The 15,078-nt window shown below is 47.9% G+C and carries 14 protein-coding genes; 5 read left to right on the top strand and 9 right to left on the bottom strand.

Annotated elements, in window-relative coordinates; translation table 11 throughout:
* Positions 1-23 precede the first annotated feature (23 nt).
* Positions 24-575: a DUF924 family protein gene (locus tag Q4Q54_RS17240; RefSeq protein ID WP_311989081.1), complete on the bottom strand. Its 552-nt coding sequence runs from the start codon at positions 573-575 to the stop codon at positions 24-26.
* A 206-nt stretch (positions 576-781) separates the two neighbouring features.
* Between Q4Q54_RS17240 and Q4Q54_RS17235 the strand changes: the two genes are divergently transcribed.
* Entirely contained in the window at positions 782-1,117 is a 336-nt protein-coding gene (locus tag Q4Q54_RS17235) for a winged helix-turn-helix domain-containing protein (protein WP_220592179.1), read from the top strand.
* Positions 1,118-1,141: 24 nt separating this feature from the next.
* Here Q4Q54_RS17235 and Q4Q54_RS17230 read toward each other — a convergent pair whose 3' ends face one another.
* The 7 genes from Q4Q54_RS17230 to Q4Q54_RS17200 form a co-directional block, all read right to left on the bottom strand.
* Positions 1,142-1,486 (bottom strand): DUF2956 domain-containing protein, encoded by a 345-nt coding sequence (locus Q4Q54_RS17230; protein ID WP_311989080.1) that lies wholly within the window; start codon positions 1,484-1,486, stop codon positions 1,142-1,144.
* 217 nt (positions 1,487-1,703) lie between these two features.
* The gene (locus Q4Q54_RS17225) at positions 1,704-2,570 is read right to left on the bottom strand and encodes a heme ABC transporter ATP-binding protein (RefSeq protein WP_311989079.1); all 867 of its coding nucleotides are present in this window, start codon (positions 2,568-2,570) and stop codon (positions 1,704-1,706) included.
* 10 nt (positions 2,571-2,580) lie between these two features.
* On the bottom strand, positions 2,581-3,597 hold the full coding sequence (locus tag Q4Q54_RS17220; protein ID WP_311989078.1) for an iron ABC transporter permease: 1,017 nt from the start codon (positions 3,595-3,597) through the stop codon (positions 2,581-2,583).
* Between the two features lie 162 nt (positions 3,598-3,759).
* On the bottom strand, positions 3,760-4,686 hold the full coding sequence (locus Q4Q54_RS17215; RefSeq protein ID WP_311989077.1) for an ABC transporter substrate-binding protein: 927 nt from the start codon (positions 4,684-4,686) through the stop codon (positions 3,760-3,762).
* A gap of 242 nt (positions 4,687-4,928) precedes the next feature.
* Positions 4,929-5,366, bottom strand: a complete 438-nt coding sequence (locus Q4Q54_RS17210; protein WP_311989076.1) for a biopolymer transporter ExbD — start codon at positions 5,364-5,366, stop codon at positions 4,929-4,931.
* Positions 5,363-6,130, bottom strand: a complete 768-nt coding sequence (locus Q4Q54_RS17205) for a MotA/TolQ/ExbB proton channel family protein (protein ID WP_311989075.1) — start codon at positions 6,128-6,130, stop codon at positions 5,363-5,365. Before Q4Q54_RS17205 ends, Q4Q54_RS17210 begins: the two co-directional genes overlap by 4 nt.
* A gap of 103 nt (positions 6,131-6,233) precedes the next feature.
* Positions 6,234-7,103, bottom strand: a complete 870-nt coding sequence (locus Q4Q54_RS17200; protein WP_311989074.1) for a TonB family protein — start codon at positions 7,101-7,103, stop codon at positions 6,234-6,236.
* A gap of 363 nt (positions 7,104-7,466) precedes the next feature.
* Between Q4Q54_RS17200 and Q4Q54_RS17195 the strand changes: the two genes are divergently transcribed.
* From Q4Q54_RS17195 to Q4Q54_RS17180, 4 genes are all read left to right on the top strand, one after another.
* On the top strand, positions 7,467-9,557 hold the full coding sequence (locus tag Q4Q54_RS17195) for a TonB-dependent hemoglobin/transferrin/lactoferrin family receptor (RefSeq protein WP_311989073.1): 2,091 nt from the start codon (positions 7,467-7,469) through the stop codon (positions 9,555-9,557).
* 83 nt (positions 9,558-9,640) lie between these two features.
* A complete protein-coding gene (gene hutX / locus Q4Q54_RS17190; RefSeq protein WP_311989072.1) occupies positions 9,641-10,282 on the top strand; it encodes a heme utilization cystosolic carrier protein HutX in 642 nt (213 codons plus the stop codon).
* Between the two features lie 38 nt (positions 10,283-10,320).
* Positions 10,321-10,878: a heme utilization protein HutZ gene (hutZ, locus tag Q4Q54_RS17185; protein ID WP_115335335.1), complete on the top strand. Its 558-nt coding sequence runs from the start codon at positions 10,321-10,323 to the stop codon at positions 10,876-10,878.
* Between the two features lie 219 nt (positions 10,879-11,097).
* Positions 11,098-13,002 (top strand): ABC transporter transmembrane domain-containing protein, encoded by a 1,905-nt coding sequence (locus Q4Q54_RS17180; RefSeq protein ID WP_311989071.1) that lies wholly within the window; start codon positions 11,098-11,100, stop codon positions 13,000-13,002.
* 138 nt (positions 13,003-13,140) lie between these two features.
* Here Q4Q54_RS17180 and Q4Q54_RS17175 read toward each other — a convergent pair whose 3' ends face one another.
* Positions 13,141-14,742 carry an AMP-binding protein gene (locus Q4Q54_RS17175; protein ID WP_259559307.1) on the bottom strand — a complete coding sequence of 534 codons (1,602 nt, stop codon included), beginning with the start codon at positions 14,740-14,742 and terminating at the stop codon, positions 13,141-13,143.
* Positions 14,743-15,078 lie beyond the last annotated feature (336 nt).

The following is a 15,078-nucleotide window of genomic DNA, read 5'->3' as shown; positions in this document are numbered from 1 at the left end:
AAATACGCTAAACAATGGGCGAATTAAAAAGATGAGCCAGGTTCGCGCAGAAAGGCGATTTCCTCTGCTGTCGATTCTCTGCCTAAGATGGCGTTCCTATGTGGATAGCGGCCAAATCTGTCGATAATTGCCTTATGTTGCAGTTCAAATGTTAAGTTGGCTACCGCCGCTTCACGATTAAACAGTTTAACCGCAACTTGATGGATCATTGCCGACTCGCTGTGCATATAGGGCATAAAGAGAAAGGGGACTTGTTTAGGTTTGAGTGCTAAATCAACCTGTTGGGCAACAGCTTCTTGAGCGAGCACTAAAGCGATGGCATCGGCTTCGAAAGCGGCAGGCGTATCTCGGTAAATATTACGGGAGAATTGGTCGAGCACTATGATCTCCGCTAATCGGCCTTGGGGCGTGACTCGCCAATGGGAAAGCTCTCCACGCTTAGCTTGGACTAATACATCCCCGAAGCGTTGGTTGATTTGTGCATCAAATTCAACATCTTTAATCCACCAAAGCTTTGGTTCAATTTCTTCAAACCAAAATGTCAGTACTTGTTCGGCTGTGGTTGTCTGGCTCATTTTAGCGTCCCTTCATAGGTGATGAGTGCTGTTAGAAATAACAGTTGTTGGGGGATAATGACAAGTTGTTTTGCTTGATTTAGGAGAGATAGGTTAGCAGAAAAACTGATCATCTTTCGTAAGTATTTAGTGCTGGCTATTGCCTTATTGCCTGAATATAAAGTAGTTTTGATGATAATTACTTTAGTCTCTAGGCAGGTCTTTCTATGTCATCTTCAATGCCGGTATCGCAACAAGTTACGAAGCAGCATAAGGCGTTTTTGCGTAAGCTTTATTTAGCGCATTTGATGGATGATGACCGCCATAATCTATTATCACTCAATAAGTTAACTGGAATGCCGCGCCGCACCTTACAGGATGCCATCGCCGCATTTGAGGATATAGGTATTCGAGTTGAGTTTGTCCAGGAAGGCAGTCGTAACAATGCAGGTTATTACCGCATAGTGACATGGGGGCCAATCAGTAGTGCATGGGTTGATACCCATCTCACTGAAATCGCCGATCTGATTGGTGTTGTTGAGAGTGACGAAACGGCAGCATGAAGCGGTAAGTTCTGAGTTCGGCAATCACGTCATAACATAATAGGCGGCAAATCCTGCCCAACTTAGCACGAGTAGGGCGATAGCAACCCAAGTGGCTCGGGTGAACTGACTCTGGGAGTCGATGATCTCGTCAGCATCGTCTAGATTATCTATGTCATTCACTGTGCGAGCTTTTGCTTTCAACTGTTGTTTACGGGCTTTATCCCGCTCACGGGCTTTAGCTTTAAGCAGTTTTTTATACTCGGCGATGCCTTTTTCAATCCCTTGGGCAATGAGCTTAGTTTGCTCTTTAGTTTGTCCTGGCTTTTGAGTGGCTTTGGCTGCGGCCAGTGCTTCGTGCTGAGTTTCTGTCGAGATAGTGGGTTTCATCTGGAAGTTGCCTAAATTGTTGCTGTTTGAGTTAATGCGGCTTAAGTTAATGCGGTTTGAGTTAACGCGCCTGCGGCTAAAATAGGCTCGTGAATATAAGAGCCAATATGCCCGCGAAGCTGCTCGCTCATTCGTTAGTCAAAAGCGAGCCTAAAGTGTTATTGCCAGATTATACCCACATTAGACATTAAAACTTACAGCCAATATCTTCATTTCATTAAAAAATCAGTGGATGCCCGCCTTCTGGTGCAGCAAGGTACACAGGTTCATAGTCCCATACTTCCCGAATGGTATTGACCGACAAGGCCTCAGCTGGCGCGCCTTCGCTTACGATTCGCCCTTGTTTTAATACGATTAATTGATCGCTATAGCGAGCGGCTTGGTTGAGATCATGCAATACCACTATCACAGTGTACGCCTGTTGATGAGCTAAGTGTTGGGCTAACTCAAGCACTCTGTGTTGCTGGGCGAGATCTAATGCCGATGTTGGTTCATCCAATAATAGTATGGGTGGGAACGGCGATTGACTGAGCTGAGTCAAAACGCGGGCGAGCTGGACTCGTTGTTTTTCGCCGCCAGAGAGAGTTGGATAACTGCGCTTGGCGAGATGAGTTAGCCCCACTTGCGCTAGCTGCTCGGCAACTAACGCTTCACCCTCTTTATGACTGATGGTTAAGGGATAAAGACCCATAGCGACCACTTCGAACACTGTAAAGGGGAACGTGAGACTGGCGTGCTGTGGCAGCACGGCTAAGGATTTTGCCAGCTCGCGCCTCGGCCAATCCACCAGCTGGCTATGGCCTAGACGGATACTTTGCCTTGGTGTGCTGATTTCTTGGCAAAGGGCTTTGAGTAGCGTCGATTTACCCGCGCCATTGGGGCCGAGTAGGGCGGTTACTGCACCGGGTTTAAATTGCACATTTATATCGCTGAGCACCTTTTTCTGCCCAATGCTGACATCGAGCTTGCTAATGCTGAGCTTGGTGCGTTCAAACTGCGCATGGGTTGAATGAGTTAGATGCGCTGTTGGGGCTAATATTGAATCTGATCTTGATTCTGATTTTGCATAGGAAGTGGCAGTCATAACGCCTCGCTTAGATGAGCTTACTGCGTTGTTGCAGTAGTAAGAAGATGAAGAATGGCGCACCTATGATGGCGGTTACTAATCCAACGGGTAACTCTGCTGGTGGTAAGAAGGCGCGGGCGCCGATATCGGCCAAGGCTAATAGGGCGGCACCTAAAAGTGCACTGATGGGCAGCAGTTGGCGATGATCTGGCCCTAACATCATCCGCACTAAATGCGGCACCACTAGGCCGATAAAGCCAATAATGCCTGTCGCCGCGACACTTACGCCAACGCCTAAAGCGCAAAGTAAAATGAGTCTCAGCTTAAGCTTATCGACATCTATCCCTAAGTGACGCGCTTCGGATTCACCAAGTAGCAAGGCATTGAGCGCCGCCGCATCTTGGCGAAATCGCCAGCTTAGTAATGTTAACGTCACGAGGCACAGGCTGACATACATCCACTGCGCACCTGCTATCGAGCCCATTTGCCACAAGGTTAAATCACGTAGCGCCATATCGTTGGCAAGGTACGTGAGCATGCCAATTCCTGCGCCTGCCAGTGCCGCAATAGCAACCCCTGATAGCAGTAACAACACGACCGATGTTCCGGTTGGGCTACTGGCGAGGCGATAGACAACAAGGGTGGTGATTAAACCCGATACAAAGGCACTGATGGGGATCATGAATGGATTTACATTGGGTAACAGCACGATACAGATGGCCGCGCCAAGAGCTGCGCCAGATGACACCCCGATAATACCGGGATCGGCCAAGGGATTACGAAACAGACCCTGCATTACAGCGCCGCACTGGGCGAGCGTGGCGCCTACCGCCAGTGCCAATAATGTCCGTGGCAGGCGCACAGTGTTGACCACCAGTTGCTCGTGGGGCGCAATATTGCCGATGTTTTGCTGAGTCGCCCAATTAAGCACAGCGCTTAGGGCATCCACTAGGCTGATACTGACAGGGCCTGTGCTGACCGAGAGTAAGCAGCTTAGGGCTAACAGTGTGACTAAACCGGGCCAGAGCCAGCGATTGAGGAACATCTCAACTATCCTTTCTATTTTTATCAGGTGACTAATCTGGTGTGTGAGTCAGTGGCGCTAATCTGCGAGTCCGATTAGTGGCTCATACAAGCCATTCAAATAAGTGACTCATATAATCAACATGAGCGCCCTGATGAGTGACTGTATTAATTTCTATGCAGGCTACTGATTTTGCTTGAGCAATGTGCTGGCGAGCGTATCGGCGGCGCTAATGGCGCTGATGCCTAAACCGCCGAGAAGGGCTTGCGGCGCGAGTGTTTGTATATGGCCATTTTTACCCGCAGGAGTATGAGCGAGTAGCGGCATCTCTTTCATCAGTTCTTGGGCAATGTGCGCGTTGGTTTGCTCGGCGGGTTTATCGCTGCGCTTTGACAGTAAAATAATGTCGGGCTGCAAGGATAAAATCCCTTCCTGAGACATACTTTTGTAGCCATCAAACTCGGCAATATTCTGTGCGCCCGACAGCGCGATAATGGTATCTGCGGCAGTGCCTTTACCGCCAACCCGTGCGCCACGGCCTTCTTGTAGCAGCATAAAGAGGATTTTTGGCTGAGCGCCAGCATCGCTTATTTGCTGTTTTTTATCCGCTAAGCTTTGCAGTTGTTGATGTAAGTCCTGCTTTAACTTAATGGCGTTATCTGGACGGTTGAGTAATTGACCTAAGGTATCCACATTGCTCATTAGTTGCGGCTCATCGTTCGTTGCGGGTAACTGCACAACTTGGATATTGGCTTGTTTCAATACATTGAGCGTGGTCTCAGGCCCCATAACATCCGAGCCGACAACCAGTGTTGGCGAGAGGGCGATAATGCCTTCGGCGGAGAGCATTCTGTGATAGCCAAGCTTAGCCACATGGGCTAAACCTTCAGGTACATAGCTGGTGGAGTCGATAGCGACCAGTTCATTGCCCGCATCGAGGGCGAGCACTAGCTCAGTGACGCCCGTGCCCGCACTCACGAGTCTTATCTCACTTTCAGTACTTTCCACATCGGGCTCAGCACTAAAGGCGCTGGGCGATAGCAAAGTCGACAATGCAGAGACGATAACTACCACTTTGCTTAATGATATTTTAGTTGCTTGAAACAACATGGTTAAACTCCTAATAAAAACTGGTTAGCCACAGGCTTAGATACTGTTTTTAGTCTCTGACTTTCAAAATCTTGGCTTTAAAAATCAGTACATTAAATCCAGAAAAGTAAAGCAATGCTTTACGGCCTGCATCTTTTGTTTTGGTTATGGTTTTCGCCAGAAAGGCAATATTAGTTGTGTCTCTGATTCATTATTTAGCTTGCCTATTTGGCTTTGGGGCAGATAGCGAGTTAGGCAAGGCGCTAATGCTCCATTAAAATTTGGGTCTGGCTGATGGACAGCGTCTGCAGCAGCGCGAGCAGTTGCATCAAGGGCTCCACTGGCGCGGCCTTATCGGCGGCAATAACAACGGTCGCCTCTGGCATAGTGTTAAAATGTGCGGTAAACGCGGCGGTAAAAGTCGCTAAATCATCAAATGTCTCACTATCTATTGCCCAATAAGGCGCTGTCGCCATGATATTGATGGCAATCGTTGGCTTGTTGTCGACTGCCGTGATGGCCGAACTTGGGCTTTGTGGCACATCTACCGGCAAACTCAATAATTGGCTATTTGCCGTCAGCAGTAGAAATACCAACACGATAAAAATAATGTCGATTAACGCGGTTAAATCTAGGCTTGGAAGTTGCTCAGGCGAAGCAATGCCAGTCTGCGAGCGCGGTGATGCATCTGCACTTATCATGTCTGTGACTCAATCTGAGTATGGGCGTTGAATGCCGACTTTTGCTCAGTGCTGCTAGAGCGACTCTTGCTGCTGACTTTGCTGAATGCTTGGTATTGATTGCTATCGATTGAAATATCTTCGATACCCGCCAACCACAGATTGAGTTGATTGAGCACGTGCCCTGCGCGCAGACATTGTCCTTGAGCCCAAATGCCAAATAGATGGGCGGCGGTAATCGCGGGCACGGCGATAATAAGCCCGGCTGCTGTGGTGTTCATCGCAAGGCCGAGTCCAGCGCTGAGTTGCGCTGGGGTAACTGGGCCTTGTGATTGCCCAAGCTGAGCAAACATGTCGATGAGTCCTAATACTGTGCCAAGTAGGCCGAGTAATGGGCTGATAATGCCAATCACTTGCAGAACCTTAAGCCCGGCTTGCAAGTCGCGTTGCTGTTTGTTGAGCCACAGACTGAGCAATTCTTCCCTTAGCACTTTGGGCTGGTGGACTTGTTTGAGTAACAAAGTAGCGCCACGGGCGAGTAAATCTTGTTGTGCGCTGGTTTGTGCGAGCAGCACGCTGACGTTTTCAGTGGTCGCCGCCGAGCTTGATTGATGCAATGCCTTTATCCAAGCCTGTTTTTTGGGCCAGATTGACAGCAGAGTTTGATGCAAAAACAAGGCGCTACGTTCAAGGCAGATCATCAAAGCTAAAAAAGCACATAACAACAAGGGCCAAGTCAGCACGCCAAGTTGTGTCTGTAGGGTTGAGAAATCAGTTACGGGCATTAAGCCTCTCCAATCGATTGAAAAATCAGTTTTATACGTCATTGAGTGAATCAAAAAGTGAGCTTTACTATGGCTAGCTTTTCAGCAATAAGATTAAGGCCCGCTAGTTAAGCGCGAAACGAATCGGCACTCTGACCTTGTAATGACTCGCTAGCCTTGGCGTCGGCGCCGCAAATTGCCAGTTTTCAACCGCAGCGATTGCTGCTTGATCTAGCAGGCTGAAGCCTGAGCTTGTGACTAACGTCAGTGCTAGCAGCTCGCCGAGTTCGTTAAACATCACTTCTATAGTTGCAGTTCCTTCGAATCCTTTCTTACGTGCTATTCGCGGATAAGTCGGTTGCGGTGGCGCTGTAGCAAACAGCGGTTTGGCTAATTCCACTATGTTCGTTTGGAGGCTGTCGTTAAATGGGGCATTGTCAGATGCTGCACTGGCTACATTTTGGGGCGTTTTTGCATCTAGTTCGGCAGTGTTAGCAATTAAATCCGTTAGTTCTTGTGCTGTTTTAGGCTCTGTTTTTAGCTCTAATTCTTGCTCTACATGTTCGGACCGCTTGTGTGCTAAAGCGCTCGTCCCTGATGGAGTTGTATCTGGATGACTTTGAGTCGTGGTTTTTTCGATTGAAGGTTTCTTAGCTAACTGGCTGCCAATTCTTTGATCTGCTTTGGTTTTTTTTATCGCCTCGATAACCGTCTTATCGACAGATTCTGCTGTTGATACTTTTCGCACTGTGCTGTTTACAGTGGCTATTTTGGCGTCTGTTTGAGTGGGCTCAATACTGACGTTGCTGCTTGCAGAGCTTGTTGTTGCAGCCAATTTAAGGGTGACACGATTTGCGCTCGGAGCGTTCGCCACTTGATTTACACTCGATGCTTGGGCGCTTTGCTGCATAGTGATAGCGGGTTGCGAGGCGATAACCCCCGTTTGTATGGCAACAGTTAACGCGCCAAAGGCAAGATATCGTTTTGGTGTCACAGCAACCTCTTTTCCCCAATAAAGCACTTCTGCTCATTTATCTTCGCTAATTAAGATATCTCAATATAAACAAGATCGCAAATGATAATGATTTGCATTTGATCTATTTTATTATCTCAGGTAGAGTGCCTGCAATAGCTCGAATGAGCGCTTAAAAAAACAGCTAAACCGGTAATTCATCCTACTTTATGGGGGCTGATTACCTTGGACTCGATTAGGAAGGGGCTCAAGTTTGCAAGAGCCAAATTTGGAATGGAACATCTATAACAGACTCAATCTTAAAAGGATTGGCGTCTGGAAAGAGAGTCTGGGGTCAGTATTGAATTGCACGGATATAGCTGATTATCACTTGAGGATGAAGAGATGAAGAAAAAGCCGTTAGTGATCGCAATGGCGATAGCACTGAGCAGTACGGCCCTAAGTTTTACGTTAGCGGCAGAAGAAAATGTGAAGCCAGTTGTTCAAGGCGATGCGGATAAAAAACTCGTTACAACTGAGTTTGATGAAGTGCTAGTAAGCGCAACCCGCATCAGCGAGAAATCCTCCGAAACCAGCCGCAGCGTAGCCGTGGTGGGTGAAGAGCAACTTGCGGTTGCTCAAGCATCATCCGTGGCTAATGCCCTTAAAAACGAGGCCAATATTACGCTGACAAATGGCCCAAGAGCTTCATCTCAGGGGGTTGAAATCCGTGGTTTAAGTGGCAGTCGAGTACTGCAAACTATTGATGGAGCAAGACAAAATACCGACTCTGGCCACAGAGCAACTTTCTTTATGGACCCTGAGTTACTGAAATCCATTGAAGTGCTGCGCGGTCCAGCCAGTAGTTTGTGGGGCAGTGGCGCACTGGGTGGTGTCGTCGCGCAAAATACTAAGTCGGCACAAGACTTTTTAGCGCCAGATGAGACCTTTGGTGGCTATTTCAAACAAGGTTATGAAACCAATGGCTCGCGCACTAAAACCAGTGGCGCGATTTATGGTCGACAAGACAGTATCGATTGGTTATTGAACGGCTCTTACACCGACTCTAACAATATCAAAACCGGTAATGACGAAACCCTCAGCAACAGTGCATCTCATGGCAGTAGTGGTTTAGCTAAATTTGGTTGGCAAGCTGATGAAGCATCACGCTTAGAGTTATCTGCTAGAGTTAATAAGATCAATGAATTAGTGCCAAGTAATCCTTCTGCGGCAGCCAGTAATTCAGTACCTTTAGTGCGTCGCAAGACAGACGATCAAAATATCACCTTAGATTACAGTTTCAATCCAGCCAATAACCCGTATCTGGATACTAAGATGCAAGTGTATTGGAACAGTACCGACTACGATGAAGACCGTATTACTAAGGGCCAGCTAGACAGCACTGAGTATCGAACTGTGGGCATTAACCTCAATAACAGTTCGCGCTTGGGCAATACTTTGTTGACCTACGGCGTTGATGGCTTTCGCGATACCATAGAAACGACGCGTGATGATTCGGGTCAAGTGGGCCAGCGTCCGGGAAATATTGATGGTGAAACCACAGTATGGGGCGCTTTTACGCGGGCAGATATTGAGCTGACTAAGACGTTAAATCTGGATGCAGGTCTGCGTTATGACAGCTTTAAAAATGACAGTAACAACCTCAATTTATCCTCCGATGATAATGAGTTATCGCCATCGCTAGGGCTAGTTTGGCAGACTCAATCTTGGTTGACCTTAAGTGCCCGTTACGATCAAGCCTTCCGCGCACCTTCGGTAGAGGAAATGTATTCTAGTGGCACCCATTACTGCATTCCACCTATTCCGGGATTTTTGCCCCAAGGTCTATGCAACACCTTTGCGACCAATCCAGACCTAAAGTCTGAAAAAGCCCGTAACAAAGAAATCAAAGCAGATTTACGTTTCAGTGAGTTAGCCGGTGATGATGAATTAGCGTTGACGTTCAACATCTTCCGTAACGATGTGGACGATTTCATCGTGCAGCAAGTGTCTAATCCTTGGCATGGTATTCCTGGGTTCGAGCAAACAACCTCATGGAATAACGTCGAAGATGCGCGTTTAACTGGCTTTGAAATTAGCGGTCGTTACCGAATTGGCCAAACTCGCTTAGCGATGAATTATGGCCAAACCCATGGTGAAGATCGTAAAAATGGCGGCGATATTGAAGGTATACCCGCCAATAAATTTAACGTTGATTTATCCCAAGGCATTATGGAAGGCGACATGAAGCTCGGCACTCGCGTCACTTATGTGGCGACGCAGTCGAATACGCCTGATGGCTTCAAAGTGGCGAAATACGACGATTACACCCTATGGGATGTGTATGTTGCGTGGGAGCCGACTATGGGCGCGATGGCGGGTGTGAGAGTGGATTTCGCCATCGAAAACATCGGCGATGAGAAGTACCAACAAGCGTGGCAAACCTTGTATCAACCGGGCCGTAATATGAAGTTATCGGCGCGCTATATGTTCTAAGCCCTGCATTAAAGTGCTGACTTCCGTTTCGGCAAATGCTGAGTGTTAAATCTGAGCAAGCGGTAAACGGGAGCCAGCGTTTAATGCCAAGCCACTCAATAGTCACTACCGCTGGAGACAGTAAAATGAAGATGACACTCGATAGCGAGCTCGATGTCGCGCCAGATTTAGGCTCTGAGCAACGTCAGCTAAGTGAGCAAAATCAGCCAAGTGAGCAACAAACGCAACTGCGACAACGATTTGAGCAACAAGTTGATTTAATGCCAGCGCAGCTCGCCAGTGAATTAGGCATTGCCGAGCTCGAAGTCGTTGCCGCCTTGCCGCCCGAACAAGTAGTGTTTGTCCCGTTAACTCAGCTCGATACATTACTGCAAGCCTTACCCGAATGGGGAAAGTTAACCACTATTGTGATGTTGTCGGGCAGCGTATTTGAATTTAAAGGGGATTTCCCACAGGGAAAATATGCCCATGGTTATTATAACCTTTACAGCAAGGGCGACGGTTTGCACGGGCATCTCAAATTAGATGCCATGCGTGGCATCGCTTTGATCAGCAGACCTTTTAGAGGCAGCGAGAGCCATTCGATTAACTTCTTCGGCAGCGAAGGTGAGGTCGTGTTCAAAGTGTATTTAGGTCGCGATAAACAAAGGGCGCTGTTTCCTGAACAAGTTCGCCAATTTAAAGCGCTCGCGACTGCCTTTGCCTCGGTGCAATCACACCTCTGAATTGCAGCATTTACAAAAGTATTTAAGGAACACAGCAAATGAAGCCTGAAATGACCGAACAAGAACAACGATTAAGAGACAAGCTTTTACCTGAGATAGAAGCCTTTAAACAGCAAAGGGAAACCTTGCAACTGGCCACGCTAGGTACAGATGGCCAGCCTAATGCGAGTTATGCCCCCTTCGCACTGGCTGATGATGGTTTTTATATTCTAGTGAGTGACTTAGCCCGTCATGGTCATAACTTAAAGCACTCATCTAAGGTCTCTGTGATGCTTGTTGAAGATGAAACTGCGGCCAAATCGGTTTTTGCCCGCAAGCGTTTGACCTTCGATGCGATTGCCGAGGCCGTGCCTCGTGATACGCCCGCCTTTATTAAGGGCGTTAGTGTGTTATCGGCCCGTTTTGGTGAAATGTCCGATAACCTTGCGGCATTAACCGATTTTAACTTATACAAGCTCGCGCCCCATCAGGGTCTTTACGTGAAAGGTTTTGGCCAAGCATTTAGCCTGAGCGGCGCAGAGTTGTTAGATGTGGATTGGAAGCGTGATGGCCACCATGGCACGCCCAAAACACCGGAAAATCAGCAAGTCGCTTAAGTCGTGCTAAGCGATGGCAATAAAACCAACCCGCACTCGCTGCGGGTTGGTTTTATGCTTTTCTTTTGAGTAAAACCACGCTTTGCCCTTGAATTTTCCCGCAACAGGTAGCATCTCACTGATATGCTTTAAGCAAAGCTGCGCGGTTAACGGCTTGCAGATACCCAGTTCAGGTGAATGTTATGCTTGAATTGCCGTTCCCTACCGAAGGATACCCCAGTGACAGAGCCGACCGTCGAATTAACCAAATCACCAAACCCCATTAAAGCGGGCGCAGAGCCATTGCCTGAAAAGTTAATTCCAGTCACGCCTACAATAAGCGCTGATGCTTCGAAGGTTAAACCAACCTCGGCGCAGCAAAGATCGGTATTGCCTTGGATTATGGGGTTTCTTAAACCCTACAAACTGAAAGTCGTCGCGGCGATTATTTGCTTGATGATAGGCTCGCTCGCTTGGCTATCATTGGGCCAAGGTGTGCGCTTAATGGTCGATGAAGGCTTTGTGCGCGACAATGCGCAGCGGCTGAATGAAATCATACTGTTAGTGCTCGGAATTACCGCCGTCAGTGGCGCAGCGGTGTTTTGCCGCTTTTATTTGATGACTTGGCTCGGCGAACGGGTCAGCGCCGATATTCGTCTAACTGTTTACAATCAACTGCTTAAACTCTCCCCCGCCTTTTACGCTAAGGTGCGCACCGGCGAAGTGATCTCCCGTTTTACCGCCGACTCTACCTTACTACAAACTGTGGTGGGATCGAGTTTGTCTATGGCACTGCGCTCAAGTGTGACCGTGCTTGGCGGTTTAGCCATGATGGGGATCACCAGCGTTAAGATGACCTTATTAGTGTTATTGGCCGTACCTTTAGTGTTGGGACCGGTGATCTTTTTCGGCCGTAAAGTGCGTACACTGGCGCGAGAAAGCCAAGACAGGGTTGCCGATCTCGGCGCTTATGTGGATGAAACGCTTCATGAAATACATACGGTACAAGCCTATGGCCATGAAGATAAAGACCGTAGCTTATTCAATACCCGCGTCGAAGATGTGATGTCTGCGGCAAGCGGGCGGATCCGTTACCGTGCCTTGCTGATCTCAACCGTGATGTTTTTAAGTATTGCCGCGATTGCTATGGTGACTTGGGTCGGTGCCCACGATGTGATGGCGGGTAAGATGACGGGTGGCGAGCTATCCGCATTTATGTTTTACGCTGTGATGGTAGCAGGCGCTGTGGCGACCATTAGCGAAGTAATCGGCGAAATTCAGCGGGCTTCTGGCGCCGCTGAACGTTTAATCGAACTGGCTGAAACGCAAGTGGATATTCCCGTTGCAACTCATCCAGTAGCGTTACCCGCCAAGGTCTGTGGCGAGTTAGTGATAGAAGGACTCAACTTTGCTTATCCAGAGCATGATGCCTTAGTGCTAAAACAGCTCAATATCGCTATTGCCGCGGGTGAGCGGGTTGCCTTAGTGGGGCCAAGTGGCGCAGGTAAGAGTACCTTGTTCCAGTTATTGCAGCGCTTTTATGTGCCTAGCGCTGGCAGTATTCGACTGGAAGGAATTGATATTGCTAAGCTTCTGCCACAAGACCTAAGAGCGCAGTTTGCTCTGGTGCCGCAGGACTCAGTGATTTTTGCGACCAGCGTACTTGAAAACGTGCGTTATGGCCGAGTCGATGCGACTGAGCAAGAAGTGATAGATGCTTGTATCGCGGCCCGTGCCCACGAGTTTATTAGCGAATTTACTGACGGTTATCAAACCTATTTAGGCGAGCGTGGCGTGCGACTTTCTGGTGGGCAAAAACAGCGGATCGCCATTGCACGGGCGATTTTAGCCGACAGACCGATATTGTTACTCGATGAAGCGACCAGCGCTTTAGATGCAGTGAGCGAGCAGAAAGTGAAGCAAGCGCTGGATGTATTGATGGCGGGTAAAACCACCTTGATTATTGCCCATCGCTTATCGACGGTAATCAATGCCGATAGGATTTTTGTGTTCGATAAGGGCGAGATTGTTGCCTGCGGGCGCCACCAAGAGTTGATGCAATCCAATGCGTTATATCGTGAATTTGCCAGTCTGCAATTGTTAACCGAAGAGGCTAATGCCAGCGCCTTGAATGAGACCATTTAGGTAAAATAAAACCCAGTTGCTAGCTGAAACGCTCAAGCTAGCTCACTGGGTCTTTTATTGTGCGTTTGTCTCTAAGCTCTGTTAGTCAGCTTTGTCTTTAAGTACGGCACTTTAAGTACTGCACTTTAAGTGCGGTCTTCAAGCCTTATCTTTTAGCTCGCGGCGCAGAATTTTTCCTACGGTACTCTTAGGTAATTGCGTCATAAATTCAATGACTTTTGGCAATTTATAGGCGGTCAATTGCTCGCGGCAATAGGTTAGAATGGCCTCTTTTGCCTGTTGATGATCTTGGCTATCATCCTTGAGCACGATAAAGGCTTTAACCGCTTCGCCCGAGTGTTCATCTTTTACTCCCACCACGGCGCATTCGATCACACTTGGATGGCTCGCTAGGACGTTTTCCACTTCGTTGGGATAAACGTTAAAGCCTGAGACTATGATCATATCCTTTTTGCGATCAACAATTTGATGGAAACCTTCCGCTGTTGCTATGGCAATATCGCCGGTTTTGAAGAAACCATCTTGAGTCATAGCGTTGGCGGTTTCCTGCGGATTATTCCAATAACCCCGCATCACTTGTGGGCCGCGCGCGGCTAATTCTCCCGCTGTACCTAAGGGCACTTCAAGGTTGTTTTCATCTAAGAGTTTCACTTCTGTGCCAATCACAGGTTTACCAATAGTGCCTAGTTTTTGATAACCGGGCGCATTGAGTGAAATCACTGGCGAAGTTTCAGATAATCCATAACCTTCGCTGATCATATTGCCTGTGGTTTGTTGCCAAATATTCGCCGCTGCGGCAGTGAGTGCAGTGCCGCCAGAGATAGTGATTTTTAAGTGGCTAAAGTCCAGTGCTTTAAACTCGGGTTGATGGCATAGGGCGACAAACAGGGTATTGAGTCCTGCAAATCCCGTGAAGGGGTATTTGGCGAGTGTCTTAATTAAGCCACTAATATCACGCGGATTTGGAATTAATACCGAGCAACCGCCGCACTCGAAATACAGCACTAAGTTCACCATAAAAGCGTAAATATGGTAAATCGGCAGCGGCGCAACAAAGATATCTTCCCCTTCGGTGATCACGCTCGCGATGCGGGATTTTACCTGCGCCGCATTGGCGAGCATATTGCCGTGGGTCAACATGGCACCTTTAGATAATCCTGTCGTGCCGCCTGTATATTGCAACGCCGAGAGATCGTCGAGGTTTGAGATAAATCGGCTAAATGGAAGATCAGCCCCTTGCTTTAAAATCTGACAAAACTCGACATTCTTAAGCCCTGTTTTTGGCTGCACATGCGGATCGATCAAATCTAAAGGATGGGTGGAGATGACGAGTTCTATTTGAGTACTGTCGATGACTTTGGCCAAGGTCGGCAATAGGTCGGATAACACCACGAGCGCTTTAGCACCAGAATCATTGAACTGATGAATAAGCTCGCGCTCGGTATATAAAGGATTCGTGTTAACAAGGATTAGCCCAGCCCTGATTGCGCCGTAGGCCGCGATGACAAATTGGGTGATATTGGGCAATTGAATGGCGATGCGATCGCCGGGTTTGAGTGTGGTCTTATTTTGTAAATAGGCGGCAAAGTAACGAGAGTCGCGTTCTATCTCATTAAAACTGCTGGTTTTACCAAGGCAGGCATAGGCGGGTTTATCGCCATAACGCAGGCTGGTTTTCTCGATCAGATCGACCAGTGATGAGTAGTCTAGTTTGAGTTGAGAGTCTTGATCGTATGCCATGCTGAACTACCTCAAAGATGATGTTTATTAGTTGTTATTATTCTGGAGTTAAACAGGTGTTTAGATTAGAGGGTGTTAGCACTAGAGGTCAATGCTTATCGCGAAAAACATCGCTATGCCAATAACGGTATCTTTATGTAACAAATAGTATTTTTACTCTAAAGCTGAGGCGTTAAGGATAGCGTAATTATCGTGTCATCGATAAAGCGTAATAAAGCGTAAAGGGAGAGCATTCGAGATCTGTCTTTTGGGGATGAGTGTTTGATTTAGAACGGCGCTTGGGTTGACTCCCCAAGCGCCGATTTAGCGGTTAATGTAGACGGTTACCGATATTAA

Source organism: Shewanella sp. SP2S2-4 (assembly GCF_031932025.1).
GTDB lineage: Bacteria > Pseudomonadota > Gammaproteobacteria > Enterobacterales > Shewanellaceae > Shewanella > Shewanella baltica.
The sequence above is the reverse complement of the archived record's forward strand: the minus strand, read 5'-3'. Positions and strand labels throughout refer to the sequence as shown.

Bases quoted from the DNA above. Each gene is read 5' to 3' on its own strand.
- Q4Q54_RS17205 (WP_311989075.1), bottom strand. From the start codon at position 6,130: ATGCCCGTAACTGATTTCTCAACCCTACAGACACAACTTGGCGTGCTG.
- Q4Q54_RS17210 (WP_311989076.1), bottom strand. From the start codon at position 5,366: ATGATAAGTGCAGATGCATCACCGCGCTCGCAGACTGGCATTGCTTCG.
- Q4Q54_RS17235 (WP_220592179.1), top strand. From the start codon at position 782: ATGTCATCTTCAATGCCGGTATCGCAACAAGTTACGAAGCAGCATAAG.
- hutZ (WP_115335335.1), top strand. From the start codon at position 10,321: ATGAAGCCTGAAATGACCGAACAAGAACAACGATTAAGAGACAAGCTT.
- hutX (WP_311989072.1), top strand. From the start codon at position 9,641: ATGCCAAGCCACTCAATAGTCACTACCGCTGGAGACAGTAAAATGAAG.
- Q4Q54_RS17220 (WP_311989078.1), bottom strand. From the start codon at position 3,597: ATGTTCCTCAATCGCTGGCTCTGGCCCGGTTTAGTCACACTGTTAGCC.
- Q4Q54_RS17195 (WP_311989073.1), top strand. From the start codon at position 7,467: ATGAAGAAAAAGCCGTTAGTGATCGCAATGGCGATAGCACTGAGCAGT.
- Q4Q54_RS17175 (WP_259559307.1), bottom strand. From the start codon at position 14,742: ATGGCATACGATCAAGACTCTCAACTCAAACTAGACTACTCATCACTG.
- Q4Q54_RS17215 (WP_311989077.1), bottom strand. From the start codon at position 4,686: ATGTTGTTTCAAGCAACTAAAATATCATTAAGCAAAGTGGTAGTTATC.
- Q4Q54_RS17225 (WP_311989079.1), bottom strand. From the start codon at position 2,570: ATGACTGCCACTTCCTATGCAAAATCAGAATCAAGATCAGATTCAATA.
- Q4Q54_RS17230 (WP_311989080.1), bottom strand. From the start codon at position 1,486: ATGAAACCCACTATCTCGACAGAAACTCAGCACGAAGCACTGGCCGCA.
- Q4Q54_RS17240 (WP_311989081.1), bottom strand. From the start codon at position 575: ATGAGCCAGACAACCACAGCCGAACAAGTACTGACATTTTGGTTTGAA.